Source organism: Bradyrhizobium sp. USDA 3397 (assembly GCF_054060965.1).
This window is the reverse complement of record NZ_JBSSDS010000001.1, coordinates 6,100,628-6,126,237: the sequence shown is the minus strand read 5'-3', so window position 1 is coordinate 6,126,237 and position 25,610 is coordinate 6,100,628. Positions and strand designations below refer to the sequence as shown.

Genomic DNA, 25,610 nt, shown 5'->3' with positions numbered 1-25,610 from the left:
GCGGCGGGATCGCCGCCCTCTCCGGTCTTGCAATGGAGCGTCAGATCGGGATCAGGAGCCCGAGCCGAGGCACTTGTTGGACTTGGTGTTGAAGTTGCCGCACTTCTTGCCGACCCAGTCGCCGATCAGGTCCTTGGAGCCGTCGAGCTCCTTCGACCAGGCGTCGCCGGGGACGAGGCTCGGGGTCTTCCAGACCACGTCGAACTGGCCGTTGCCCTTGATCTCGCCGATGAACACCGGCTTGGTGATATGGTGGTTCGGGAGCATCTTGGAGGTGCCGCCGGTCAGGTTCTTGGCTTCGATGCCCGGGAGAGCGTCGATGACCTTGTCGGGATCGGTCGACTTCACCTTCTCGACCGCCTTGACCCACATGTCGAAGCCGATCACGTGCGCTTCCATCGGATCGTTGGTCACGCGCTTCGGATTCTTGGTGTAGGCCTGCCACGCCTTGATGAACTTCTCGTTCTCCGGCGACTTGATCGACTGGAAGTAGTTCCAGGCGGCGAGGTGGCCGACCAGCGGCTTGGTGTCGATGCCGGCGAGCTCTTCCTCACCCACCGAGAACGCCACCACCGGGATGTCCTTGGCCTTGATGCCCTGGTTGCCGAGCTCCTTGTAGAAGGGAACGTTGGCGTCGCCGTTGATGGTCGAGACCACCGCGGTCTTCTTGCCGGCCGAGCCGAACTTCTTGATGTCTGCCACGATCGTCTGCCAGTCGGAATGACCGAACGGCGTGTAGTTGATCATGATGTCTTCCTGGGCGACGCCCTTGGACTTCAGATAGGCCTCGAGGATCTTGTTGGTGGTGCGCGGATAGACGTAGTCGGTGCCCGCGAGCACCCAGCGCTTCACCTTCTCGTCCTTCATGAGGTAGTCGACGGCAGGGATCGCCTGCTGGTTCGGCGCAGCCCCCGTGTAGAACACGTTACGCTCGCTCTCCTCACCCTCGTATTGCACGGGGTAGAACAGGATGCTGTTGAGCTCCTTGAACACCGGGAGCACCGACTTACGCGACACCGAGGTCCAGCAGCCGAACACGACCGAGACCTTGTTCTTGGTGATCAGCTCGCGCGCCTTTTCGGCGAACAGCGGCCAGTTCGATGCGGGATCGACGACGACGGCTTCCAGCTTCTTGCCGAGCACGCCGCCCTTCTTGTTCTGTTCGTCGATCAGGAAGAGGATGGTGTCTTTCAGCGTGGTTTCGCTGATTGCCATGGTGCCGGACAGGGAGTGGAGTACACCCACCTTGATGGTGTCGTCGGCGGCCTTTGCGCCAGTCAATGAAGCCAGACCGAGCATCAGTCCGGCGGTCGCAGCGAGCACGCCGCGGCGGCTAAATGACGCCGCTATATCGTGAGTGGATTTGTTAAACATGAGTGCCTCATCTCCCTGACGCAGACGTGAAAAACGCTGCGAAACGGCCCCACGGCCGCCTGCGGTTAATGGAATCGCAAGAACCATGCCATGGGCTGGGCACCCATCAACTGATTGAATTTGCAAAGCTAATTGGCAGAAATCGAAGTTTCTCCGCAGTCTTGCAGCCTAAATCATAGGCAACATAAATGTATGCGAAAGCGGCAGTCAGACTACTTTCTAAGCAAATCGCCAATGTTGGCTAAATTTCTGGCAGCAGTATTTTTGCACCGCACCCGCTGTTTCGGAGGCAAGTGCCTTGAAAGCGCCCCCTCGATGTTCCATATGAGCGTCCGAGACCTCTTGCGAATCAAGGGGTCGTAGCGAGCCGCGTGTTCTTAAGCCCTCTACGGGCCTCTGGCTTGCCCCATATCATCCAAGCCATCCGACACCCCAAACACGCAGGTGTCTTCTCGACACCCTTTTGCGCGCGCCGCGCTGATGCGCCGGGCGTTCGCGTTTGACATGGAAAGAACCCCTCTTTTGACTTCGTTTCAGGACTTCGGCCTCGCCGAACCCATCGCGCGCGCTCTTCGTGAAGAGAATTACGTCACCCCAACCCCGATCCAGGCCCAAACCATCCCGCTGGCACTGACCGGCCGCGACGTCGTCGGCATTGCCCAGACCGGTACAGGCAAGACCGCGTCCTTCGCGCTGCCGATCCTGCATCGTCTGCTTGAGAACCGCATCAAGCCGCAGCCCAAGACCGCCCGCGTGCTGGTGCTGTCGCCGACCCGCGAGCTGTCCGGCCAGATCCTTGACAGCTTCAACGCCTACGGCCGCCACATCCGCCTGTCCTCGACGCTCGCGATCGGCGGCGTGCCGATGGGCCGCCAGGTCCGTGCGCTGATGCAGGGCGTCGACGTGCTGGTCGCCACCCCCGGCCGCCTGCTCGACCTCGTGCAGAGCAACGGCTTGAAGCTTTCAAACGTCGAGTTCCTCGTGCTCGACGAAGCCGATCGCATGCTCGACATGGGCTTCATCAACGACATCCGCAAAATCGTCGCCAAGCTGCCGATCAAGCGGCAGACGCTGTTCTTCTCGGCCACCATGCCGAAGGACATCGCCGAACTCGCCGATTCCATGTTGCGCGACCCCGCCCGTGTCGCGGTAACCCCGGTGTCCTCGACCGCCGAGCGGATCAACCAGCGCATCCTGCAGGTCGACTTCGCGGCCAAGCCCGCCTTCCTGACCAAGCTGCTGCAGGACGAGGCGATCAACCGCGCGCTGGTCTTCACCCGCACCAAGCACGGCGCCGACAAGGTGGTGAAGACGCTGGCCAAGGCCGGCATCGCCGCCAACGCCATCCACGGCAACAAGTCGCAGAATCATCGCGAGCGCACGCTCGCCCAGTTCCGCTCGGGCGAGATCCGCACCCTGGTCGCCACCGACATCGCCGCCCGCGGCATCGACGTCGACGGCATCAGCCACGTCATCAATTTCGACCTGCCGAACGTGCCGGAGACCTACGTCCACCGCATCGGCCGCACCGCGCGCGCCGGAGCCGACGGCACCGCAATCTCGCTGGTCGCGGGCGGCGAGGAGCTCGGCTATCTGCGCGACATCGAGCGGCTGATTCGCGTCGCCCTGCCGCGGGAGGACCACCGCACCGACGCCGGCCGCCGCGATCCCGGTCCCGGCCCGTCGCAGCAACGACAGGGCCGGCCGGGCGGTCGTCCGGGCCAGCGCCCGCAAGGCGCACGGCACGGTGACGGACGTCGCGCCGACGAACGGCATGCCGACGGGCGCCACCATAGTGCGGGCAAGCAAGGCGACGGCAGGCACGGTGAGGGACGCCACGCCGAGGCAAGGCATGCCGACGGACGGCCCGGCAGTGGCCCGAATGCCTCCAAGGGTTCTCGCCGCCGCCGCTCCGGTGGTAAGATGCATTCAGCGCCTGTCGACCGTCCGGAACAGCGTTCCGCGCATAGCGCCGGGACCCCTGATGGGATACAAGGCGTTGCCTTTTTGCGCCGCCAGAGTCGGCCAAACAGCCAACCGAACCGCAAACCCTATTCGCACTAGCCGTCCACGACCTGGAGATATCAATGGCTAAGGAAGAGCTGATCCAGTTCGAAGGACTGGTCACCGAAATCCTCCCCGATGCCCGCTACCGCGTGCAGCTCGACGCCGGACACGAGATCGTTGCCTATACCGCCGGCAAGATGAAGAAGAACCGCATCAAGACGCTCGCGGGCGACCGTGTGACGGTGGAGATGTCGCCCTATGACCTCGAGAAGGGCCGGCTGATTTTCCGCCACAAGGACGAACGTCCCAGCACGCCGGGCGGACCGCCCCGTCCCGGACAGCGCGGCGGCCAATTCCGCCGCCGCTAGTCGGCTGCGGCGCGGGTTCGAATTCCGATCTGTAGATTGATCCGCCGTTGACATCACGGCGGATCAAAAAATCGTGCGTGTCCGGATTGTTTCGAACCGTTGCTTCCGATAAAATGAATTAATCGATTTTCGGCCGGACGACATTGGCATCCACCGGTACAGCCGGTTCAGACACGCTGACGACCCTTCCAGAAATTCGATCTAACCCTGCCCGCGCGAGCGGGCTCCGACATAGTGTTATCTGAGAGGGACTACCCCCGTGAGCATGGGAACCGTGAAGTGGTTTAACGCAACCAAGGGCTATGGCTTCATTCAGCCCGACGATGGCGGCCAGGACGTGTTCGTTCACATCAGCGCCGTGGAGCGCGCCGGCCTCGGCTCGCTCCGCGAGGGCCAGAAGATCTCCTATGAGATCGTGGCCGACCGCCGTTCCGGCAAGTCGGCGGCGGACAACCTGCGCGCTGCGAGCTGAGCCCGCCGGGCGCCGGCCCGATCAGCGAGCCAAAGCAAAAAGGCCGTGCGAGACGCACGGCCTTTTTTTCATGTCACCGACGGCTGACGAATCTCAACACGTCGATGGCACGTTGTTGTAGGGCACGCAGGTGACCTGACGCGGCCGCGTGTAGGAGAGATCGCTCAGGGTTACGCTCGACTTCAACACGTAGCCGATAGTCGGCGTGTAAGTGTAGTTGGCTTCGCTCAGGATGAGATAGCTCGACGGAATCAAGAGTGCCGGGGGAATCATCGTCGTGACCGTGTCGCCGGCGTTCCGAGCCGAGGTCGCAAGCGTGGCTTGCGTCGCGCCGCTCGCAATCGTGCCGGCCCTGCTCCACTGGACCTTGGCGATGCTGTTGGCGTCGATGTAGATCTGGGAGATCGTGCCCTTCACGAGCGCAGCGTCGTAAGGCATGACGACGGAGATGCTTGCCGTGAACGTATCCTTCATGCCGGCATCGTTGAGCGTCGTCGACTGCGAGGTCAAATCGGATAATGTCCGCGCGATCAACGTGATTTTGCGGTCGATCGCCACGGCGGACGAAAATTCGACGGTGCCGAAGAACATCACCAGCATCAGCGGGACGATGATCGCGAATTCGGTCGCCGCCAGCGCGCGCTTGTCGGCGACGAAGCCGCGCACGGAGCCGCGTGCATTCCTCCAGATGTTCGCAATCGCCCGCATCGGTCCGCCCAGATCCATCTGCCTCAGAAGGGTTCGTTCTTGAAAGCCACCGTCGCCACCATCAGCCGCTTGTTGCTGCATCCCGCGTTGTAGCCGAGGCCCGTGACGATGAGCGGCCATTGATAGAACAGGCGCACCACGACGACCTGGCCGGAGGTTCCGGCACTGTACTGCATCCCGGAGGGATTGAAGGTGCAGGAATTGCCGAAATTGGTGAGGCTGAGCGTCCCGAACGAGCTGGTGCTGACGACGTCGACGTACAGCTTGCTGCAATCGAACAGCGCCGGAATCTTGCTGCAGACGAAGGTCTTGAACGTCGTCTGATCGCATGCAGCGACGGTGTTGGGCGCGGACTGGCAGGCCGCCACCGAGCCGCCCTGTGCCTGAGCCTGGCCGGTTAGAATCGCACGCGCGGAGTCCTGCGCGATGGTCTCGAGCACCTGGCTGGAGAAGAACATGAGAGCCGTCTCGAGGATCGCGAACAGCAGCGCGAAGAACATCGGTGCGACCAGCGCAAATTCGACGGCTGCGGAGCCGCGGCGGTTGCCGCGAAACCGGAGCAGCGCTTTCCGGAGCGTGAACCTCGTAGGTGCAGGCGATGGCATCTCGTCAAATTCCCCAGCGACCGGCGATCATCTGCCCGTTCAATAGCGGAAACTGATTGTCTAAGTGTTTCAGACGATCCGCTTCCGGCGGTCCGCGCCGTTAACACCGTGTTAACCAGGCGCGCCCGCAAGCGGGAGGAAGCACGGCATGCAACGAGGTGCCGCCCTCGAATAGAGCGGCTTGGCAGGATCGAGGCCCGCCGGTCGGCTAGTTTGGCTTGGCAGCCGCGCCGGCACCCGCACCTCCGCTGGCGCTGCTGCTCAGCGTACCGGCCTGGCTCATCGCGTTGTTGAAATAGGTGTCGCTGTCGCCGAGCGTCACGCGGCGCTGGCAAAGCGGCACGCAGCTGTAGGACTCCCGCTCGACCCCGCGATAGACGGTGACGAGCCGGTCGCTCGGACCTTCGACCTGGATCTGGCGGTCCACCAGAATCTCGCCGCCGCGGTCGAGCGCGATGAAGTTGGTGGCCCCGTAGCCCTTTCCGGTCACGACGATCATGCCGCCGGGCTGGAGCGTGACGTCGGCGATCAGGGGATTGCCGACCACGATGGTCGCCACCTTGCCGGGCAGCCGCACCAGCTTGGCCTGGTCGACATTGACGGCGATGGTATCGGCGGCAGGCTCGGCGAGGCCGGCGGCCGGCGAGGCCAGCACCGCAGCGGCAACCAGTACACAGACGCGCACATGACGGCGCAGCATTTCTTTACGCATACTCTTACCCCCGGGACGTCACAGACCGGCAGAAGCGACCGAATACAGCGGAGCCGGTGCCCGACCCGGCTAACCTGCCTTTAATTCGTGAACGTTCCGCAAACTCGCCGAGTATTGTTTGAACGGACGGACATTTGCGGGCTCGCCCCTAAAGCGCGATGAGTTTTGGATGAATCGTCATCGCGATTTAGGTTGTTGTTTACGCATGATCTTTCCGGAAAACCGCTTCGCACTTTTCCGGATCATGCTTTAGTGCCGGAACGGATAGGCGAGCTGGCCCCCGATCTCCTTGGGCATGGCCGCTTCGTCCTTGCCGTAATCCTGCGGCAGCCTGCCCTCCGGCATGCGGAAGGTGCCGAACAGCACGTCCCAGATCGGGAACGTTCCGGCGAAATTGGTGTCGCCGCCCTCTTCGAGCGAGGTGTGGTGCCAGCGATGGAAGACCGGCGTCGCCAGGACGTATTTGAACGGTCCGAAAGTCCAGTTCAGGTTGGCGTGCACGAAGGCCGAGTGGAAGGTGGTGAAGGGGCCGACCCAGACCATGACGTTCGGGGAGATGCCTGCCATCAGCAGCACGACGTCGACGCTGATCGTCCCGAGCAAGAGATTGACCGGATGGAAGCGCGCCGCGGAGATCCAGCCGATCTCCTCCGACGAATGATGGATGGCGTGATATTTCCAGAAGCCGCCGTCGTGGAAAAGCCGGTGCAGCCAGTACAGCATGAAATCGGACAGCACCAGGAACAGCAGGGCCTGCAGCCACAGCGGCAGCTGCGCCAGCGGACCGTGGCCATTGTCGTAAAAGGCGATGAGCTCGTCGGCGTCGTGGATGTTGAAGACGACGCTGGCGCCGACGACCAGCAGCCCGATCCGCATGGTGCGGGCGAACACCGGAACGAAGAACCAGTAGCAGATGTCGGTGACGATCTCCCGCTTGCGCCACCACGGCGCGCCGGGATTGCAGGCCCAGAAATGCTCCAGCACGGTGAAGACCGCCGCGAGCACCAAGGTGACCGGGATCACCTTGACGATGGTCTCGCCGAGCATCAAGGCAACTTGCATGGGCAGGCTCGACATCGTCGCCTCTCTCCGCGAATTCCGCTGTAGCTTAAGGCCTACTCCGCGAAATTTAAGGGAGGGTGAAGCGCGCGTCGCGTTGTCGGCGCATCCGGAACAGAAGCGAATTTGCAGGTGCCGTCTTAAGGTGAAATTCACTCTGGGCAAAAGCATCGCGCCGGACGTGGGATTACCCGATCGAATTAACTCTCCCGAAAGAGCTCGGCTCTCATGGTCGTCGCGTCAACGACAGCGCCGAACGAGGCGGTCCCCACCCAGACGGAGTTTTGTTCATGAAGAACTTGATTGCGCGTTTCGCGAAGGATGAATCCGGCGCCACCGCCATCGAATACGGCCTGATCGCCGCCGGCATCGCGCTGGCCATCATCACCGTCGTCAACAATCTCGGCACCACGCTGAACGCCAAGTTCAGCTCGATCAGCACCTCGCTGAAGTAAGCGGGTCCACGAACGACGGCAAAAGCCCCGGACCTCCGGGGCGTTTGTTTTTCTGAAGACGGCGAGTTCCAGTGGCGTTGCACGAGTTCAGAACCGATGCCGCAGTCGCGGCGCACGAGGCGGAAGCGGCGCAGGCCGGCTCGCCGGTCTATTGGATCTGCCTTGCGCTGCTGGTTGCGACGGTCGCGCTCGCCGCACGTATTGCCAGCTTCTGGTGAAAGCGCGTTCGTCGGCCGAGGCCCGGGCGCGCCCGTGCCGCCGTTGTCGGTTTGTTTAGCATCGCGCGCTAGCATCGCCCGAAGCAGCTCCCGCGACAAACCCAGGCCTCAAGACGCAGCCCATGATTCTCGACCTTGCGCGCCTTCTGCTCTTCCCGGCCCTGATGGCGTTCGCCGCCGCGAGCGATCTCTTCACGATGACGATCTCGAACCGCGTATCGCTGGCGCTGGTGGCGGGCTTCTTCGCGCTCGCCCTCGCCGGGGGCATGGCACCTTACGAGATGCTGAGTCATGTCGGCGCCGGTGCGCTCGTTCTGGTCGTGGCCTTCACCTGCTTCGCCATGGGCTGGGTGGGCGGCGGCGACGCCAAGGTCGCGGCCTCCGTCGCGCTCTGGTTCGGCTTCCCCCATCTGATGAACTTCCTGCTCTACGCCTCGCTGTTCGGCGGCGCGCTGACGCTGCTCCTGCTGCAGTTCCGGCAGTGGCCGCTGCCTTACGGGCTGGCAGGACAGGCCTGGCTCGCACGGCTGCACGCCAAGGAGACCGGCATTCCCTACGGCATCGCGCTCGCGCTGAGCGCGCTGATGGTCTACCCGGAGACCGAATGGGTGAAGGCGATCGACCTCGCTCGCCTCGCGCTGCGCTGAACGCTCCGGGTAAACCCGGCGTTAAGGCGATTTAGATACGCCTCATTAACCATGCTTTGACGAATAGCTGGTCAACTGCCGATCACGGCGGCGGCAGCGTCGCGGCGTATTGTTGGAAAGTTGAAGCGTATGAATAGGGCACGCATTGTCGTCCTGACGGTCGCCATCTGCGCCGGCGGCGTCGCCGCGTACCTGGCGAGCGGCTCCGACAATTCTGCGCCGCCTCCGGTTCCGGTCGCGCAGCTTCCGACCGTCGACGTCCTCGTGGCCAAGAACGACATCGGCCTCGGTCAGACCGTGAAGCCCGAAGACGTGCAATGGCAGACCTGGCCGACCGCGACCGCCAGCGCCACCTTCATCCGACGCAACGAGCGCCCCGACGGTGCGACCCAGGTGACCGGCTCGATCGCGCGCGCGCCCTTCATCCAGGGTGAGCCGATCCGCGACCAGAAGCTGGTCAAGGCCGAAGGTTCCGGCTTCATGGCGGCAATCCTGCCCACCGGCATGCGGGCGATCTCGACCGAGATCTCGCCGGAGACCGGCGCGGGCGGCTTCATCCTGCCCAACGACCGCGTCGACGTCCTGCTCACCCGCCGGCTGAAGAACCCGGATCAGAGCAGCGGCGCTCCCGACATCGTCACCTCCGAGATCATCCTGGCCAATATCCGGGTCTTGGCCATCGACCAGGCACCCAAGGAGAAGGACGGGCAGAACGCGGTGATCGGCAAGACCGTTACCCTCGAGCTCAATCCCGCGCAGACCGCAACGCTCTCCGCGGCGCGTCAGAGCGGCACGCTGTCGCTGGCGCTGCGCAGCATCGTCGACGTCAAGATGAGCGAGATCACGCTCGATGACTCCGCGCAGAAGCGCGAGGGTGTCTCGATCATTCGCTACGGCATTCCAAGTCAGACGGCTAAGGCACGATGAAGACAGTCGACATCAAATACAGGGCAGATTCGGCGACGATGCGGACCTCACTGGTCCGCGCCCTGTCGTTTTCGGCCGCCCTCACGCTGGCGCTCAGCCCGACGATCGCCCCGGCGGTCGCCGCCGATTACCGCCCCGTGCCGCAGGCCGCGGCGGACGGCCAGATCAACGCGCGTTTCCTATCGCTCGGCATCGGCAAGTCGGTCGTGATCGACCTGCCGCGCGACATCAAGGACGTGCTGGTCGCCGATCCCAAGATCGCCAATGCGGTGGTCCGCTCCGCACAGCGCGCCTATATCATCGGCGCCGCGGTCGGCCAGACCAATATCGTGTTCTTCGATTCCGCCGGGCAGCAGATTGCGGCCTACGACATCGCGGTCAAGCGCGACCTCAACGGCGTGCGGGCTGCGCTGAAGCAGGTTCTGCCCAATTCGGACATCCAGATCGACGGCCTGGGCGACGGTATCGTCCTGTCCGGCACGGCCGCCAACCCTATGGAGGCGCAGCAGGCCAACGAGCTCGCTGCGCGCCTGGCCGGCGGCGTCGACAAGGTGGTGAACTCGATCGTGGTCCGCGGCCGCGACCAAGTCATGCTCAAGGTGACCGTTGCCGAAGTCGCGCGCACGATCGTCAAGCAGCTCGGTATCGACCTCACCGCCAACCTCAACTACGGCACCTCGGTGGTGAGCTTCAGCAACTCCAACCCGTTCACGGCCCTCGGCCGTAATCTGGTGGATGGCAACAATCTCACTGCGAGTTTCGGCGCGACGCCTTCGGTGCAGGCGACCCTGCGTGCGATGGAGAGCGCGGGCGTGATCAGGACGCTTGCCGAGCCGAACCTGACCGCGATCTCCGGAGAGTCCGCCACCTTCCTCGCCGGCGGCGAATTTCCGGTGCCTGCAGGTTATTCGTGCGATCCCGTCACGCGCGTCTGTACCACTCAGATCAGCTTCAAGAAGTTCGGCATCTCACTCAACTTTACGCCTGTGGTCCTGAGCGAAGGCAAGATCAGCTTGCGGGTGATGACCGAGGTCTCCGAACTGTCCAATGAGAATGCGATCACGCTGTCGCAGGCGGTGACCTCGAACACGGTCAACTCGCTGACGGTCCCCTCAATCAAAACACGCCGCGCAGAGACTTCGCTGGAAATTCCGTCCGGCGGCGCGATGGCGATGGCCGGCCTGATCCAGCAGCAGACCAAGCAAGCTGTCAACGGAATGCCGGGGCTGATGCAGCTCCCGATCCTCGGCACGCTGTTCCGCAGCCGCGACTTCGTCAACAATGCAACCGAGTTGGTCGTGATCGTGACGCCCTATGTGGTCCGCGCGGTGGCGCCGAAGGACCTGTCGCGGCCGGATGACGGCTTCGCCCCGCCTGCGGATCCGCAGGCGCAGCTGATCGGTAATATCAATCGGATCTATGGCGTGCCGGGCCGGACCGAACCGGCCAAGAACTACCGCGGCACCTACGGCTTCATTACCGACTGAGGCGGAACGGGGATTTCACGATGATCACGAGACCACCCCAGCTTCGCAAGCGCGCCATCAGCCTCGGTGGCGCGCTCATCGGCCTCGCGCTCGCGGTCGGGGGCTGCCAGCACGACGAAGTCCTCACGGCGTCCATTCCCGACGACTACAAGCAGCGCCATCCGATCGCGGTCGAGGAGCAGAATCGCTCGATCGTCGTCTTCGTGGGTCATGCCCGCGGGGGATTGACCGCTGCCCAGCGCGCTGACGTGATGGGCGTGGCATCGGCGTGGTTGCAAGAAGGCACCGGCGCGATTCGCATCGACGTGCCTTCCAATACGCCCAATGCTCGCCCGGTCGCCGATACGATGCGTGAGATCCAGGCGATGCTGGCGGCGGCAGGCGTTCCGCCGCGCGGCGTCAGCCTTCACCCCTACCAGCCGCAAGACAAGCGCTTCCTCCCCCCGATCCGGCTCACCTATTCCAGGATTGCCGCAGTCGCCGGTCCCTGCGGCCTGTGGCCGGAAGACATCGGACCCTCGATGAAGAACAAGCGCTGGTTCGAGAACAAAGACTATTACAATTACGGCTGCGCTTATCAGCGCAACCTCGCGGCCATGGTCGACAATCCGTCGGATCTTGAGCAGCCGCGGCCCGAAACTCCGTCATACACGCCGCGGCGCATCACCGGGTTCGAGAAGTATCGCAAGGGAACGACGACGGCGACCACCTATCCCGAGGCCGACAGGGCCAAACTCAGCGACACCGGCAAATGATCAGTTACGCGCGCCAGACACACGAAGAGCAGCCGGCAGCAGCTCCTCCGCCGGTCGAGGAGCATATTGCGCCTGCGCCGCGCGTCTCGGTTCAGGCCTTCTGCGAAACCGTGGAGACGGCCGCCGCGGTGCAGTCGGCCGGCGAGGATCGCCGTCTCGGCAAGGCTCACCTGAAGATCCAGATGGGCGGCATGGCGGCCGCGATCGAAGCCTACCGCTCGGCTCCCACGCCGAACGTGATCGTGCTCGAGAGCGACGGCCGCAACGACCTGCTGGGCGGACTCGACCAGCTCGCCACCGTCTGCGATGCCGGGACCCGCGTGGTGGTGATCGGCCGCATCAACGACGTCACGCTCTATCGCGAGCTGGTGCGCCGCGGCGTCAGCGATTACGTGCTCGCGCCGGTTGGCGCGATCGACGTCGTACGCTCGATCTGCAACCTGTTCTCGGCCCCCGAAGCCAAGGCAGTCGGCCGCATCATCGCAGTGGTCGGAGCCAAGGGCGGCGTCGGAGCTTCGACCATCTCGCACAACGTCGCCTGGGCGATCGCGCGCGACCTCGCGATGGACGCCGTCGTCGCCGATCTCGACCTTGCCTTCGGCACCGCCGGCCTCGACTACAACCAGGATCCGCCGCAGGGTATCGCCGACGCGGTGTTCTCGCCCGACCGCGTCGACACCGCCTTCATCGACCGCCTGCTGTCGAAGTGCACCGACCATCTCAGCCTGCTGGCGGCGCCTGCGACGCTCGACCGGGTCTATGATTTCGGCACTGACGCTTTCGATGCCGTATTCGACACGCTACGCTCCACCATGCCCTGCATCGTGCTCGACGTTCCGCATCAATGGTCGGGCTGGACCAAGCGCGCCTTGATCGGGGCGGACGACATCCTGATCGTGGCCGCCCCGGACCTCGCCAATCTGCGCAATACCAAGAACCTGTTCGATCTATTGAAGGCCGCCCGCCCCAACGACCGGCCGCCGCTCTACTGCCTGAACCAGGTCGGCGTGCCGAAACGGCCCGAAATCGCCGCCGCGGAGTTCGCCAAGGCGATCGAGAGCCAACCGGTCGTCTCGATCCCGTTCGAGCCGCAGATCTTCGGCTCGGCGGCCAACAACGGCCAGATGATTGCGGAGATCTCCGCCAACCACAGGTCGATCGAGATGTTCCTGCAGATCGCCCAGCGCCTGACCGGCCGTAGCGAGACCAAGAAGCAAAAGTCGTCCCTGCTTTCACCTCTGATTGAGAAGTTGCGGGGAAGATAAGCCGCCGCATGGAGTTGTTAAGTGTTCGGTAAGCGTAGCGGAACAGACACCGACCTTCGGGCGCCCAAGCCCGGCGCCGTGTCGCTCGAGCCTGCCCCGGCTCAGGCGTCGACGGTGTCGCGCGCTCCGCCTCCGCCGGCCGTCGCCTCGCCGCCGCTTGCGCCCGCCAAGGCTCCGCCGCCTCCGGCCATGGAGAGCCGGCGTTCGGACAATTACTACGAGGTCAAGGCGACCATCTTCGGCGCGCTGATCGAGGCCATCGACCTCGCCCAGCTCGCCAAGCTCGATTCGGAGTCCGCGCGCGAGGAAATCCGCGACATCGTCAACGAGATCATCGCGATCAAGAACATCGTGATGTCGATCGCCGAGCAGGAGGAGCTGCTCGACGACATCTGCAACGACGTGCTCGGTTACGGCCCGCTCGAGCCGCTATTGTCGCGCGACGACATCGCCGACATCATGGTCAATGGCGCCAACACCGTCTACATCGAGGTCGGCGGCAAGATCCAGCGTACCGGCATCCGCTTCCGCGACAACCAGCAGCTTCTCAACATCTGCCAGCGCATCGTCAGCCAGGTCGGCCGGCGCGTCGACGAATCGTCGCCGATCTGCGACGCGCGCCTCGCCGACGGCTCTCGCGTCAACGCCATCGTGCCGCCGCTGTCGATCGACGGCCCCGCGCTCACCATCCGCAAATTCAAGAAAGACAAGCTGACGCTGGATCAGCTCGTCAAGTTCGGCGCGATCACGCCGGAAGGCGCCGAGATCCTTCAGATCATCGGCCGCGTCCGCTGCAACGTGCTGATTTCCGGCGGTACCGGCTCGGGCAAGACCACCCTGCTCAACTGCCTCACCAACTACATCGAGCACGACGAGCGCGTCATCACCTGCGAGGACGCCGCCGAGCTCCAGTTGCAACAGCCTCACGTGGTGCGGCTGGAAACCCGCCCGCCCAACATCGAGGGCGAGGGCCAGGTCACGATGCGCGAACTGGTGCGCAACTGCCTGCGTATGCGTCCCGAACGCATCATCGTCGGCGAGGTCCGCGGACCCGAAGCCTTCGACCTGCTGCAGGCCATGAACACCGGCCATGACGGCTCGATGGGCACGCTGCACGCCAACAACCCGCGCGAGGCGCTGTCGCGCTGCGAATCCATGATCACGATGGGCGGCTTTTCCCTTCCGTCGCGAACAATTCGCGAGATGATCTGCGCCTCGATCGACGTCATAATCCAGGCCGCGCGCCTGCGCGACGGCTCCCGCCGCATCACCCACATCACGGAGGTGATGGGCATGGAAGGCGACACCATCATCACCCAGGACATCTTCCTCTACGACATGGTCGGCGAGGACGCCAACGGCAAGATCATCGGCCGGCACCGCTCAACCGGCATCGGCCGTCCGAAGTTCTGGGAACGCGCCCGTTATTACGGCGAGGAGAAGCGCCTCGCCGCGGCACTCGACGCGGCGGAAGTCGCGCCGAAGACGTGAGCAGATCGGCAGCGCCATGAACATGCAGGTCCTCGCCCTCGCCTTCCTCGCCACCGCAGCAGTCGGTGGCATCGCCTGGGTATTCCTCTATCCGGTGCTGTCTGGGGAGCGAAAGGCGGAAAGCCGCCGTGCCTCGGTCGCACGCGCCGAAGCGCCCACGGCCCGGCAAGCCGAGAAAACCCAGCGCTCGCGCCGCGAGCAGGTCGAGTCCACGCTGAAGGACCTCGAGGCGCGGCGCGCCCAGGAGAAGAGCGCCCCGCTCAGCGTCCGCCTGTCGCAGGCCGGGCTCGACTGGACGCCGCAGAAGTTCTGGACCGTGTCCGCCGTGGTGGCCGGCGTTTTTTTCGCGGCCGCCATGTTCGCGGGCGGCGGCCTGATCGGCGCCGCCGGTCTTGCCTTTGCCGGCGGCTTCGGCCTGCCGCGCTGGGCACTCGGCTTCCTCAAGAAGCGTCGCGAAACCAAGTTCCTGGCTGCACTGCCCGACGCGGTCGACGTGATCGTCCGCGGCATCAAGGCAGGCCTGCCCTTGTTCGAATCGATCAAGGTCGTAGCCGCCGATTCGCCCGAGCCGCTGCGCAGCGAGTTTCTGGCCATCATCGAGACGCAGGCGATCGGCATGCCGCTGGGCGAGGCCTGCGCGCGGCTCTACGAGCGCATGCCGCTGCCGGAAGCCAATTTCTTCGGCATCGTGGTGTCGATCCAGCAGAAATCGGGCGGCAACCTCTCCGAAGCGCTCGGTAACCTCTCCAAGGTGCTGCGCGACCGCAAGAAGATGAAGGAAAAGATCCAGGCGATGTCGATGGAAGCCAAGGCCTCGGCCGGCATCATCGGCTCGCTGCCGCCGATCGTGATGTTCCTGGTCTATCTCACGACGCCGCAATACATCTCGGTGCTTTGGACTCATCCCACCGGCCAGCTGATGCTGGTCGGCTGCGTCGTCTGGATGTCGATCGGCATCCTGGTGATGAAGAAGATGATCAACTTCGATTTCTGACGGTGTCGCATGGTCGAATTCCTCGTCTCGAAACTGCACGACGTCCGTTTCATGACCATGCTGCTCGCGGCCATCGCCGCGAGCGCCACCGTCTATACGCTGGTGATGCCGTTGTTCGCCGGCGAGGGCCTCTCCAAGCGCATGAAGGCGGTGGCGAGCGAGCGTGAACGCATCCGGCAGCGCGAGCGTGAGCGTCTCAACAAGAGCGAGAAGGTTTCGCTGCGCCAGACGCCCAAGCAACTCGTCTCCAAGGTGGTCGAGGACTTCAACCTGACCAAATGGCTCGCGCAGGAGGCTGCGCGGGACAAGCTCATCATGGCAGGTTACCGCGGACAGGCGCCCTACATCACCTTCCTGTTTGCCCGCATGGTCGCCCCGATCGTGTTCTTGATCGGCTCGGCCCTCTACGTGTTCGTGATTGGAAACATGCAACAGGCGTTGCCGATCAAGATCGGCATCTGTATCGGCGCCGCCTATCTCGGCCTCCAGGCGCCGATGCTGTTCCTCAGAAATGCGATCTCCAAGCGCCAGCTCTCGATCAAGCGTGCGTTTCCCGACGCACTCGATTTGCTCCTGATCTGCATCGAATCCGGCATGTCGGTCGAGATGGCATTCCGGAAAGTTGCGACCGAAATCGTGGGCCAGTCAATCGCGCTGTCGGAGGAGTTCACCCTGACCACGGCCGAGCTGTCCTACCTGCAGGATCGTAAGGTCGCCTATGAGAACCTGGCACGGCGCACCGGGCTGGAGGGCGTCAAGTCGGTGTGTCTGGCGCTGCAACAGGCGGAACGATACGGCACCCCGCTCGGCCATTCTCTGCGCGTCATGGCGCAGGAAAATCGCGACATGCGCATGAACGAGGCCGAGAAGAAGGCGGCCGCGCTGCCGCCGAAGCTCACGGTGCCGATGATCCTGTTCTTCCTGCCTGTGCTGTTCGTGGTCATTCTCGGACCCACCGCCATCAAGGTCACCGAGATGCAATGAGCCGGGCTGGACCATACGGTCCGCCACCAAGGCCAGGAAGTCAGATGATCAGCCGGGCTGGCTCAGCGAAGCGACCGGCATCCGCTTCGGCGCGCCGCGCGGGACCTCGCTACGGCTCAGCATCTCCTTGAGATAGGCGACATTGGCCGCAGCCTGGTCCGGCGGCAGGTCCGCCTTGACGATGGTCTCCGCCTCCGCGAAGCGGCCCTGCAGGCCGACGACCAGGCCGAGATTCTGCCGGACCCGGGCGCTGGCACGCGGCGAGGCATGCGCCTGCCGCAGCGCCTCTTCCGCCTTCGGCAGCTCTTTCGACAGCATGTAGGACAGGCCGAGGTTGGAGAGCACGCCGGGATCACCCGGTGCGATCTTGAGCGCGCTCGCGTAATAGGATCGCGCCTCCTCATGACGGCCCATCTGGTCGAGCGCGGTGCCCTGCACCGAGAGCAGGCGCCAGTCCGGATTGTCGGGCGAATGCGCCTTCGACAGCACGTCGAAGGCCTGCTGGAAATTGCCGTTGTCGGCGAGTGCGCGGCCGTACTGGGCAAGCAGCGCCTTGTTGCCGGGGTTGGCGATGGTCGCCTGCTCGAGCACGGCGGCGGCCTGGGCGCGCTGGCCGTTGGCGCGCAAGGCCTGTCCATAGGCGAGCGCGGCGTCGGCATCTTTGGGATTGGCGCGGTAGCGCTCGCCATAGGCTTCGACCGCACGCGCCGGATCGGTGGGCGCGCGATCGGCGGAGGCCGCGTCCGCCCGGGGGCCGACCGAGCCCGTCACCTCCGAGAGTTTCGACATCGCCGTGCAGCCGCCGAGGCTCATCGCCACCGTCGCGACCAGCGACGTCGAAGCAAGTAGCCGGGTAAGCCTGATCCGTTGACGCATGACGCTTTGACTCTCGAGCTGCTCGATCGAGCCGAACGTGTCAGCAGTAGAATGTTAACCCTAACGGCCGGTTAACAGCGCTCAGACGCGCTTCTCTCACGCCGGCGATGGTTGCGGCGGCGCTTTGCCGCCGAGGCCGAGATCGAGGCCGAGCGCCTGCACCTGCTGATCCAGCTCCCGCAGCAATTGCAGCCGCTGCCGCCCCCGCCGCTGAACGTCGACACTATCACAAGGCAGCCGCGGCACCTGACGCAGGAAGTCGTTACAATTGATCAGGCCTTTCCCGTAGAGCTCATCGAGCCGAGCGCGATCAATGCCGAGCACGTCAGCGGATTGCTCGATCAATCGGTTGAGCAGCGTTTTCACCGCGGCGAGCGCGTCGCTGTCGAATCCCGGCCGGGATCTCGCGGCCTTACGCTCGAGCTCCGCCCAGGCATGGGCCGAGACCATGTAGGTGTAGAGCGCTATCGCCCAGTTCGGCTCCGCCTCATCGTAAAAGCTGCCACGCATGAACAGCCGGCGGACGATCGCCGCGACCTGGTCGCGTTTCAGTGAGCGGGACGAGGCCGCCTCGATCGCCGACTGGACGGCCGGATCGCGAGAAAAATCCCGCCCCGCCGACAGCCTGATGACGCCGCCCGGCAGGTTGGAGTCGAGCGGCCTGAAGGCCGCATCGTTGCGGAGCCTCGTGTAGCGGGTGATCGCGAAGCGGTGCTCGTTGCGGCCGGCCGCGGGGCCGAAATGAACGAGGTTGAAACCGGCATCGTCGCCGGCTTGCCCGGTCGAGGACGGACAGGAGAGCACGTAGATCGTGCGCCAGAACGCCTCACCGCTCTCGCTCGACGTCGCACGCGGATCGGGGATGGAATAGCGGGTCAGCCCCTCGACATGGCGATGACCGTGCAGAACCAGATCGACGTTGAGCGAGGTGGCGGCCTCGAGGAAGGTCGCGGGTGCGGCGAGATACATCAGCGGCTCGTCCGGCATGCCTAGAAAGCGCTTTCCTTCGCCGGTGGCCTGCGGCAGCGGGTGATGGTGCAGGGCCAGCACACGCACCAGATTTTCCGCCGGCTCGGCGTAGTCGGCGCGCCCGGTCGAACCGATGCTTCCCGCGACCTCGGCGCTCAGCCGGGCGGACTCGGCGACCATCGCCTTGTAAGCGCTCTCGTCGATCTTGCCGCTCGCGAGCGCCTTCAAGTTGGCGCGATTGGAATCGAGCAGCACCAGGTCGAGGCCTGCCTGAGGGTAATAGACATTCTTCGCGGTCCGCGGCAGGTGCAGGTAGTCGTAGGCGTCGTGACGGCCCGCACGCTGGCTCGGCCGCTTGACGTCGTGATTGCCTGCCACGGCCTGGATATCGGTGAACAGCCCTGTCTGCCGGAAGGATGCGATGACGGCGAGCGCCTCGTCGAGCGCGCGCGGCGTTGGGTCGTCCACCAGATCGCCCGTGATCAGCAGGATGCGATCGGGAACATTCGCGGCAGCCGCCATCTTCTCGCAAATCGCGGCCCTGAGCGTCTCGATGGCCGGAAGCAGCCGGCCCGACCCGTCCAGATGCAGGTCGGAAATCTGCGCAACAACGAACGATCTATCCATTTTGCGCCGCTCATCTGCACATGCTGCGCCGCCTAAACAATGAGAAAAATGCTTCGACGAACAGATTCAGCCGTATCGACCCAACCTGGGCGGGCACCATGCCGCCGCGTGTCTGCGTTCGGGTTCATGCAGAGCAAGCGACACAATCTAAAATGTTCGTTGATAATGCCACAACCGAAGCGCTAGTAAAGCCCTGCGGCCGTGGCGTTGCGAACGGCAGCTCTCGGCGTGAGATACGAGATTTGTCCGCGGACGGTTTCGTCGCGCCCGGTCGATATTCGATGGCAAGCCGCTCGCGGATCCCGTCGAGCGCATCGAACCGCATGCCCACCTTGCGACGCGTAGCGGCTCGCTGAACGGTGACGGCAAAGCCGATTGCAGCGGCGGCCAAACTCTGCGAAGTCTCGTCCGTTCGCATGACTCGCCTGAACTGACGATCCGGACCCGCCAATGCCTTCTGTCTTCGAGACGTCATCCGCCGCCACCCCGATCACCTTCGTCACCAAATCGAGCTGGGATCAGGTCGCCGAGACGCTGCCGCCGGCGCAACGCCAGTTCGCGCGTGCCAGCGCCTTCGCCGCCAAGCCGGGCAGCTATCTGGCGCTGCCCGCGACCGACGGCACCATTGCGCAGGTACTGTTCGGGCTGGAGGAAGAGGATGCAAGATCGCGCGACCTGTTTCGGCCCGGCGCCCTGGCCGGCCTCTTGCCGCCCGGCACCTATCGGTTTGCCAATGCACCGCACGATGCGCGGCTGGCCGCGCTCGCCTTCGCACTGGGTTGCTACCGCTTTGCCCGCTACCGCAAGGCAGACCGCCCCGAGATCCGGCTGGTGCCGCCTGACGGGGTCGAAGCGGCCGAGATCGAGCGGATTGCCGATGCGGCAATGCTCGCGCGCGACCTCATCAACACGCCGTCCAACGACATGGGCCCGGGTGAGCTCGCCGCAGCCGCGCAAGCGCTCGCCGCCGAGTTCGGCGCGAGCTTTTCCTGCACCATCGGCGAAGAGCTGGCGAAGAACTTTCCGCTGATCCACGCCGTCGGCATGGCCTCCAGCCGCGCGCCGCGGCTGATCGACATCGTCTGGGGCAATCCCGATCATCCCAAGGTGACGCTGGTCGGCAAGGGCGTGTGTTTCGACACCGGCGGCCTCGACCTCAAGCCGTCGAGCGGCATGCTGATCATGAAGAAGGACATGGGCGGCGCCGCCAACGTGCTGGCGCTGGCGCGCATGGTGATGGATGCAAAGCTGAAGGTGCGGCTGCGCGTGCTGATCCCGGCGGTGGAGAACGCTGTCGCGGGCAATGCCTTCCGCCCGCTCGACATCTTCACCTCGCGCAAAGGGATCACCGTCGAGATCGGCAACACCGACGCCGAGGGCCGCCTCGTGCTCGCCGACGCGCTGGCCCTGGCCGACGAGGAGAAGCCTGATCTGCTGATCGACCTGGGCACGCTGACCGGTGCGGCCCGCGTCGCGCTGGGGCCGGATCTGCCGCCCTTCTACACCCATGATGAGACGCTGGCCGCCGACGTCGCGCGCTGCGCGATGAAGGAGAACGATCCGTTGTGGCGCATGCCGCTGTGGCCGCCTTACGATGCCTGGCTGGACTCCAAGACCGCCACCATCACCAATGCACCGTCGGGCGGTTTCGCCGGCTCGATCACCTGCGCGCTGTTCCTGCAACGCTTCGTCGAGCACGCCAAGAGCTGGCTCCATGTCGACATCTATGGCTGGACGCCGTCGGCGAAGCCGGCGCGGCCCGAGGGCGGCGAATGCCAGGCCGCACGCGCCATCTACGCACTGCTGAGCGAGCGCTATGCCTGATCCAGGACACGACCCGAGGCTGACGCCGGCGCGGGGCGACCTTGCCGCCAAATATCTCGAAGGCAAGGTCGAGGCGGAGCGTTTCGTCACGGGCGAGGAATTCGAGGTGGTCGAGCCGATCGCCTCCGTGCGCGAGCAACCGTCCTCGAACGCGATGCTGATGACCGAGGCACTGCGTGGCGAACGCGTCACCATCTACGACCGCAACGGCGAGGGTTGGGCATGGGGCCAGCTCAATGACGATGGCTATGTCGGCTGGCTGCCGGATGCGGCGCTCGCAAGGCCGTCGGCCGCGCCAACGCACGTGGTCGGCGCGCTGCGGACGCTTGCGTTTCCCGGCCCCTCGATCAAGCTGCCGCCTGCCGATGCGCTCGTGATGGGATCGAAGCTCGCCGTGGTGCGCGAGGACGGCGGCTTCGCCGTGACGCACGACGGCAAATATCTGCCAAGAACGCATCTCGCTCTGCTCGATCATCGCGAGCCCGATTTCGTCGCGGTGGCCGAGCGTTTCGTCGGCACGCCCTATCTCTGGGGCGGCAAGAGCAGCTTTGGCATCGATTGCTCCGGCCTCGTCCAGGTCTCGCTGACATCAGCCGGGATCGGCTGCCCGCGCGACAGCGACATGCAGCTCGCCGGTCTCGGCCGCACACTGGAGCCGCATGAATGGAGCAGCTTGCAGCGGGGCGATCTGATCTTCTGGAAAGGTCATGTCGCCATCGTGCGCGACGCCACCACCATGGTTCACGCCAATGCGCATGACATGGCAACGGTGATCGAGCCGATCGAGCCAGCGATCGCGCGGATCAAGGCGGCTGGCAGCGAGGTCGTCGCGATCAAGCGGCTCTGACGGAGCGCTACGTCGCCACCGCCCCGTTCCCGGCCGTCTCCAACCGGAACGCGGCCGCGAACAGCGCTCGAGTATAATCCGTTTTCGGATTCCTGAACAATTCGGCAGCCTGGCCTTCCTCGACCACCTTGCCGCCGCGCATCACGATGAGGTGGCTGGCGAGCGAGGCGACGACACGCAAATCGTGCGAGATGAACATGTAGGTGAGCTCGCGCTTGCGCTGGAGCTCGCGCAACAGATCGACCATCTGCGCCTGGAACAGCATGTCGAGCGCGCTGGTCGGTTCGTCCAGCACGACGAAATCAGGCTCCAGCACGATCGCGCGCGCGATCGAGATGCGCTGTCGCTGGCCGCCGGAGAATTCGTGCGGATAGCGGAAGCGCGTCTCCGGGTTGAGTCCGACATCCTCGAGTGCCTTAACGACGCGCGCCTCGCGTTCCTCGCGCGAGAGCGCCGGCTGATGCACGGACAGGCCCTCGGCGATGATGTCGGCCACCGACATGCGCGGTGAGAGCGAGCCGAACGGATCCTGGAACACGATCTGCATGTCGCGACGGAAGGGACGCATCTCCTTGAATCGCAGGCCCTGGATGTCGTTCCCTAAGAACACGATGCGTCCGTTCGAGGAGATCAGGCGCAGCAGCGCCAGCCCCAGCGTGGTCTTGCCCGAGCCGGATTCGCCGACCACGCCGAGCGTCTCGCCCTTGCGTACGGCGACACTGACCCCATCGACCGCCTTGATGTGACCGACCGTCTTGCGCATCAGGCCGCGCTTGATCGGGAACCAGACCTTGAGATCATTGGCCGACATCACCACCGGCGCATTCGGCTGCGGCGGCGCCGGATCGGGCTTGGGCTCAGCCGCGAGCAGGTCACGCGTATAGGGATGCTTTGGGGACTTGAAGACCTGCTCGACCGGACCCTGCTCGACGATCAGGCCGCCCTTCATGACACAGACGATGTCGGCGATGCGGCGCACGATGCCGAGATCGTGGGTGATGAACAGCAGGCTCATGCCGAGCCGCGCGCGGATCTCGGCGAGCAGCGCCAGGATCTGCGCCTGCACCGTGACGTCGAGCGCCGTGGTCGGCTCGTCCGCGATCAGAAGGTCCGGCTCGTTGGCGAGCGCCATCGCGATCATCACGCGCTGGCGCTGGCCGCCGGAGAGCTGGTGCGGATAGCTGTTCAGCCGCGTCTCTGGGTCGGGAATGCCGACCTGGGTCAAGAGCTCCAGCGTCCGCTTGCGCGCCTGCGCATTGCTGGTCGGATTGTGCAGCTGGATGATCTCGCCGATCTGCGCCTCGATCGTGTGCAGCGGATTGAGCGAGGTCATCGGCTCCTGGAAGATGATGGAGATGTCGCTGCCCCTGATCTCCCGCATCTGCTGCTCGGACCGGTCGATCAACTCCTGGCCCTTGAAGCGGATGCTGCCGGACGGATGGGAGGCATTCGGATACGGCAGCAGCTTCAGGATCGAGAGTGCGCTGACCGACTTGCCGGAGCCGGACTCGCCGACCAGCGCGACGCATTCGCCGCGCTTGATCTGGAACGAGACCTTGTCGACCGCGAGCGTGGTGGCGCCGCCCTGGTGAAAGGCCACCGAGAGGTCGCGAACGGCGAGCAGGGGCTGGTTGATCGCATCCATGGCCTTACCTGAACGTCTTGCGCGGGTCGAAGGCGTCGCGCACGGCTTCACCGATGAAGATCAACAGCGAGAGCATGATCGCGACCGAGAAGAAGCCGGAGAAGCCGAGCCACGGTGCCTGCACATTGGCCTTGGCCTGCGAGAGCAATTCGCCGAGCGAGGGCGATCCCGGTGGCAGGCCGAAGCCGAGGAAATCGAGCGCCGTCAGCGTCATCACCGAGCTCGAGACGATGAACGGCAGGAACGTCATGGTCGCGACCATCGCATTCGGCAGCAGGTGGCGGAACATGATCAGAGGATTGGAGACGCCGAGCGCACGTGCCGCCTGGACGTATTCGAAATTACGCCCGCGCAGGAACTCGGCGCGCACGAGGCCGACCAGCGACACCCAGGAGAACAGCAGAAGGATTCCGAGTAGCACGAAGAAGCCCGGCACGAGCACCGAGGACAGGATCAGGAGAAGATAGAGCGAGGGAATCGCCGTCCAGATCTCGATAAAGCGCTGGAAGATCAGATCGACCCGGCCCCCGAAATAGCCCTGCACCGCTCCCGCCGCGATGCCGATGACGGACGAAACGATGGTGAGGCAAAGACCGAACAGCACCGAGATGCGGAAGCCGTAGATCAGCCGCGCCACCACGTCGCGCCCCTGATCGTCGGTGCCGAGCCAATTGTATTCGAGATCGCGGCAGCTCTTCAGTCCCTTCTTCTCCACCACCGGCTTGCACTGCTTCTCCGTCAGCATCCAGGTCGGCGGCGACGGCGCCGGCGTCGGCAGATCGAGATTGTGGGTATCGTAGGAGTAACGGATCAGCGGCCAGACGATGCTGCCGCCCTTCTCCTTGATCAGCTTCTGCAAGTAGGGGTCACGATAGTCGGCCGCCGTCTCGAAATCCCCGCCGAAGGTCGTCTCCGAATAGGTGACGAAAGCCGGCCAATAGAGACGGCCATCGAATTTGATCAGGAAGGGCCGATCATTGGCAATCAGCTCGGCGAACAGCGAAATCACGAACAGGCCGATGAAGATCCAGAACGACCAGTAGCCGCGGCGGTTGGCCTTGAAATTCTGCCACCGCCGCTTGTTGAGCGGTGAAGGCACGAAGGCTTTGCGCGTGATAGGAACGGCATCGCCAAGCGGCGACTTCGCGGTAGTCTCGATCGGCGTCGGCGCGGTGATCGTCATCAGACCTCCCGTGCCTCGAAATCGATCCGGGGGTCGATCCACATATATGTCAGGTCGGAGATCAAGTTGATCACGAGTCCGACCAGCGAAAAGATGTAGAGCGTGCCGAACACCACGGGATAGTCCCGATTGAGCACGCTCTCGAAGCTGAGCAGTCCGAGCCCGTCCAGCGAGAAGATGGTCTCGATCAGCAGCGAGCCGGAAAAGAAGGCGTGGATGAAAGTGCCGGGGAAGCCGGCGATCACGATCAGCATCGCGTTCCGGAAGACGTGGCCATAGAGCACCCGGTTCTCGCTACAGCCCTTGGCGCGCGCGGTCATGACGTATTGCTTGCGAATCTCGTCCAGAAACGAGTTCTTGGTCAGAAACGTCATCGTGGTGAACGCGCCCAACCCCATGGCGATCAGCGGCAGCGTCAGGTGCCAGAAATAATCGATGATCTTCCAGTACCAAGGAAATTGCGACCAGCCATCCGAGGTCAGTCCGCGCAGCGGGAACCAGTTGAAGAAGGAGCCGCCGGCAAACAGGATGATCAGCAGGATCGCGAACAGGAAGCCGGGGATGGCATAGCCGAGCACGAGCACCGTCGAGGTCCAGGTGTCGAACCGCGCACCGTCATTCACGGCCTTGCGAATGCCGAGCGGGATCGAGATCAGGTAGGTCAGAAGCGTCAGCCAGAGGCCAAGCGAGATCGAGACCGGCAGCTTTTCCTTGATCAGCTGCAGCACGCTGACGTCGCGAAAATAGCTCTTGCCGAAATCGAAGCGGGCGAAATTCCACACCATCAGCAGGAAGCGTTCCGGCGCCGGCTTGTCGAATCCGAACTGCACTTCCAGCTTCTTGATGAAATCGGGGTCGAGGCCCTGCGCGCCGCGATATTTCGAGTTGACGGAATCGCCGCCCGCACCGACCTGCCCCGGGGCGCGCTGCGCAAAATCGCTGCCGCCCGATATGCGCGAGGTGCCGCCGGTGTCGGCGCCCGAGAGCTGCGCGATCACGCGCTCGACTGGGCCGCCCGGCGCGAACTGCACGACGACAAAGGACACGAAGAGGATCCCGAGCAGGGTCGGGATCATCAGGAGCAGGCGGCGGGCGATATAGGCGCTCATGG

25 protein-coding genes are annotated in these 25,610 nt (G+C 64.3%); 15 read left to right on the top strand and 10 right to left on the bottom strand.

Annotated features, from left to right (window positions below; translation table 11 throughout):
- Positions 1–51: 51 nt before the first annotated feature.
- A complete protein-coding gene (gene urtA, locus ACVWYQ_RS28295; RefSeq protein ID WP_035998103.1) occupies positions 52–1,374 on the bottom strand; it encodes an urea ABC transporter substrate-binding protein in 1,323 nt (440 codons plus the stop codon).
- A 480-nt stretch (positions 1,375–1,854) separates the two neighbouring features.
- On the opposite strand from urtA, the gene ACVWYQ_RS28290 reads away from it, so the two are divergent.
- From ACVWYQ_RS28290 to ACVWYQ_RS28280, 3 genes are all read left to right on the top strand, one after another.
- Positions 1,855–3,438: a DEAD/DEAH box helicase gene (locus tag ACVWYQ_RS28290; protein WP_271542840.1), complete on the top strand. Its 1,584-nt coding sequence runs from the start codon at positions 1,855–1,857 to the stop codon at positions 3,436–3,438.
- A gap of 23 nt (positions 3,439–3,461) precedes the next feature.
- Positions 3,462–3,749 (top strand): translation initiation factor IF-1, encoded by a 288-nt coding sequence (infA, locus tag ACVWYQ_RS28285; RefSeq protein WP_035998101.1) that lies wholly within the window; start codon positions 3,462–3,464, stop codon positions 3,747–3,749.
- A 259-nt stretch (positions 3,750–4,008) separates the two neighbouring features.
- Positions 4,009–4,221 (top strand): cold-shock protein, encoded by a 213-nt coding sequence (locus tag ACVWYQ_RS28280; RefSeq protein ID WP_027573722.1) that lies wholly within the window; start codon positions 4,009–4,011, stop codon positions 4,219–4,221.
- A gap of 93 nt (positions 4,222–4,314) precedes the next feature.
- On the opposite strand, the gene ACVWYQ_RS28275 is transcribed toward ACVWYQ_RS28280, so the two are convergent.
- The 4 genes from ACVWYQ_RS28275 to ACVWYQ_RS28260 all read right to left on the bottom strand — a co-directional run bounded on the left by ACVWYQ_RS28275 (position 4,315) and on the right by ACVWYQ_RS28260 (position 7,323).
- Positions 4,315–4,929: a TadE/TadG family type IV pilus assembly protein gene (locus ACVWYQ_RS28275; protein WP_036036873.1), complete on the bottom strand. Its 615-nt coding sequence runs from the start codon at positions 4,927–4,929 to the stop codon at positions 4,315–4,317.
- A 23-nt stretch (positions 4,930–4,952) separates the two neighbouring features.
- Entirely contained in the window at positions 4,953–5,534 is a 582-nt protein-coding gene (locus ACVWYQ_RS28270) for a TadE/TadG family type IV pilus assembly protein (RefSeq protein WP_035998094.1), read from the bottom strand.
- Between the two features lie 208 nt (positions 5,535–5,742).
- Positions 5,743–6,246: a pilus assembly protein N-terminal domain-containing protein gene (locus ACVWYQ_RS28265; RefSeq protein ID WP_036036842.1), complete on the bottom strand. Its 504-nt coding sequence runs from the start codon at positions 6,244–6,246 to the stop codon at positions 5,743–5,745.
- 249 nt (positions 6,247–6,495) lie between these two features.
- Positions 6,496–7,323 (bottom strand): sterol desaturase family protein, encoded by an 828-nt coding sequence (locus ACVWYQ_RS28260; protein WP_271542839.1) that lies wholly within the window; start codon positions 7,321–7,323, stop codon positions 6,496–6,498.
- Between the two features lie 272 nt (positions 7,324–7,595).
- Between ACVWYQ_RS28260 and ACVWYQ_RS28255 the strand changes: the two genes are divergently transcribed.
- The 10 genes from ACVWYQ_RS28255 (at position 7,596) to ACVWYQ_RS28210 (ending at position 16,528) form a co-directional block, all read left to right on the top strand.
- Positions 7,596–7,760 carry a Flp family type IVb pilin gene (locus tag ACVWYQ_RS28255; RefSeq protein WP_025033956.1) on the top strand — a complete coding sequence of 55 codons (165 nt, stop codon included), beginning with the start codon at positions 7,596–7,598 and terminating at the stop codon, positions 7,758–7,760.
- Between the two features lie 77 nt (positions 7,761–7,837).
- A complete protein-coding gene (locus ACVWYQ_RS28250) occupies positions 7,838–7,978 on the top strand; it encodes a hypothetical protein (RefSeq protein WP_193760509.1) in 141 nt (46 codons plus the stop codon).
- A 122-nt stretch (positions 7,979–8,100) separates the two neighbouring features.
- Positions 8,101–8,625 (top strand): A24 family peptidase, encoded by a 525-nt coding sequence (locus ACVWYQ_RS28245; protein ID WP_271542838.1) that lies wholly within the window; start codon positions 8,101–8,103, stop codon positions 8,623–8,625.
- Positions 8,626–8,754: 129 nt separating this feature from the next.
- The gene (gene cpaB / locus ACVWYQ_RS28240) at positions 8,755–9,552 is read left to right on the top strand and encodes a Flp pilus assembly protein CpaB (RefSeq protein ID WP_193760478.1); all 798 of its coding nucleotides are present in this window, start codon (positions 8,755–8,757) and stop codon (positions 9,550–9,552) included.
- Complete coding sequence (locus ACVWYQ_RS28235; RefSeq protein WP_271542837.1) at positions 9,549–11,039, top strand: type II and III secretion system protein family protein; 1,491 nt, start codon at positions 9,549–9,551, stop codon at positions 11,037–11,039. The genes cpaB and ACVWYQ_RS28235 overlap by 4 nt, the downstream gene beginning before the upstream one ends.
- Positions 11,040–11,059: 20 nt before the next feature.
- On the top strand, positions 11,060–11,794 hold the full coding sequence (locus ACVWYQ_RS28230) for a CpaD family pilus assembly protein (RefSeq protein ID WP_035998073.1): 735 nt from the start codon (positions 11,060–11,062) through the stop codon (positions 11,792–11,794).
- Complete coding sequence (locus ACVWYQ_RS28225; RefSeq protein WP_036036832.1) at positions 11,791–13,059, top strand: AAA family ATPase; 1,269 nt, start codon at positions 11,791–11,793, stop codon at positions 13,057–13,059. The genes ACVWYQ_RS28230 and ACVWYQ_RS28225 overlap by 4 nt, the downstream gene beginning before the upstream one ends.
- A 21-nt stretch (positions 13,060–13,080) precedes the next feature.
- Positions 13,081–14,550, top strand: coding sequence for a CpaF family protein (locus ACVWYQ_RS28220; protein ID WP_128264290.1), 1,470 nt, complete (start codon positions 13,081–13,083; stop codon positions 14,548–14,550).
- 16 nt (positions 14,551–14,566) lie between these two features.
- Positions 14,567–15,544, top strand: coding sequence for a type II secretion system F family protein (locus tag ACVWYQ_RS28215; RefSeq protein ID WP_057028159.1), 978 nt, complete (start codon positions 14,567–14,569; stop codon positions 15,542–15,544).
- Positions 15,545–15,553: 9 nt separating this feature from the next.
- Positions 15,554–16,528, top strand: a complete 975-nt coding sequence (locus ACVWYQ_RS28210) for a type II secretion system F family protein (protein WP_271542836.1) — start codon at positions 15,554–15,556, stop codon at positions 16,526–16,528.
- A gap of 48 nt (positions 16,529–16,576) precedes the next feature.
- Here the strand turns inward: ACVWYQ_RS28210 and ACVWYQ_RS28205 are convergent, their stop codons facing one another.
- On the bottom strand, positions 16,577–17,404 hold the full coding sequence (locus tag ACVWYQ_RS28205) for a tetratricopeptide repeat protein (protein WP_271542835.1): 828 nt from the start codon (positions 17,402–17,404) through the stop codon (positions 16,577–16,579).
- Between the two features lie 96 nt (positions 17,405–17,500).
- Positions 17,501–19,000, bottom strand: a complete 1,500-nt coding sequence (locus tag ACVWYQ_RS28200; protein WP_404545884.1) for a metallophosphoesterase family protein — start codon at positions 18,998–19,000, stop codon at positions 17,501–17,503.
- Between the two features lie 450 nt (positions 19,001–19,450).
- On the opposite strand from ACVWYQ_RS28200, the gene ACVWYQ_RS28195 reads away from it, so the two are divergent.
- Both ACVWYQ_RS28195 and ACVWYQ_RS28190 read left to right on the top strand, forming a co-directional pair.
- Positions 19,451–20,824 (top strand): leucyl aminopeptidase family protein, encoded by a 1,374-nt coding sequence (locus ACVWYQ_RS28195; RefSeq protein ID WP_404545882.1) that lies wholly within the window; start codon positions 19,451–19,453, stop codon positions 20,822–20,824.
- Positions 20,817–21,671: a C40 family peptidase gene (locus ACVWYQ_RS28190; RefSeq protein WP_404545880.1), complete on the top strand. Its 855-nt coding sequence runs from the start codon at positions 20,817–20,819 to the stop codon at positions 21,669–21,671. The genes ACVWYQ_RS28195 and ACVWYQ_RS28190 overlap by 8 nt, the downstream gene beginning before the upstream one ends.
- 7 nt (positions 21,672–21,678) lie before the next feature.
- Here ACVWYQ_RS28190 and ACVWYQ_RS28185 read toward each other — a convergent pair whose 3' ends face one another.
- The 3 genes from ACVWYQ_RS28185 to ACVWYQ_RS28175 are packed head-to-tail and all read right to left on the bottom strand — an operon-like array spanning position 21,679 to position 25,608.
- Positions 21,679–23,316 carry an ABC transporter ATP-binding protein gene (locus ACVWYQ_RS28185; protein WP_404545878.1) on the bottom strand — a complete coding sequence of 546 codons (1,638 nt, stop codon included), beginning with the start codon at positions 23,314–23,316 and terminating at the stop codon, positions 21,679–21,681.
- A 4-nt stretch (positions 23,317–23,320) separates the two neighbouring features.
- Positions 23,321–24,499 carry an ABC transporter permease gene (locus ACVWYQ_RS28180; RefSeq protein WP_271542831.1) on the bottom strand — a complete coding sequence of 393 codons (1,179 nt, stop codon included), beginning with the start codon at positions 24,497–24,499 and terminating at the stop codon, positions 23,321–23,323.
- On the bottom strand, positions 24,499–25,608 hold the full coding sequence (locus ACVWYQ_RS28175; protein WP_035998032.1) for a microcin C ABC transporter permease YejB: 1,110 nt from the start codon (positions 25,606–25,608) through the stop codon (positions 24,499–24,501). Before ACVWYQ_RS28175 ends, ACVWYQ_RS28180 begins: the two co-directional genes overlap by 1 nt.
- Between the last annotated feature and the right edge of the window lie 2 nt (positions 25,609–25,610).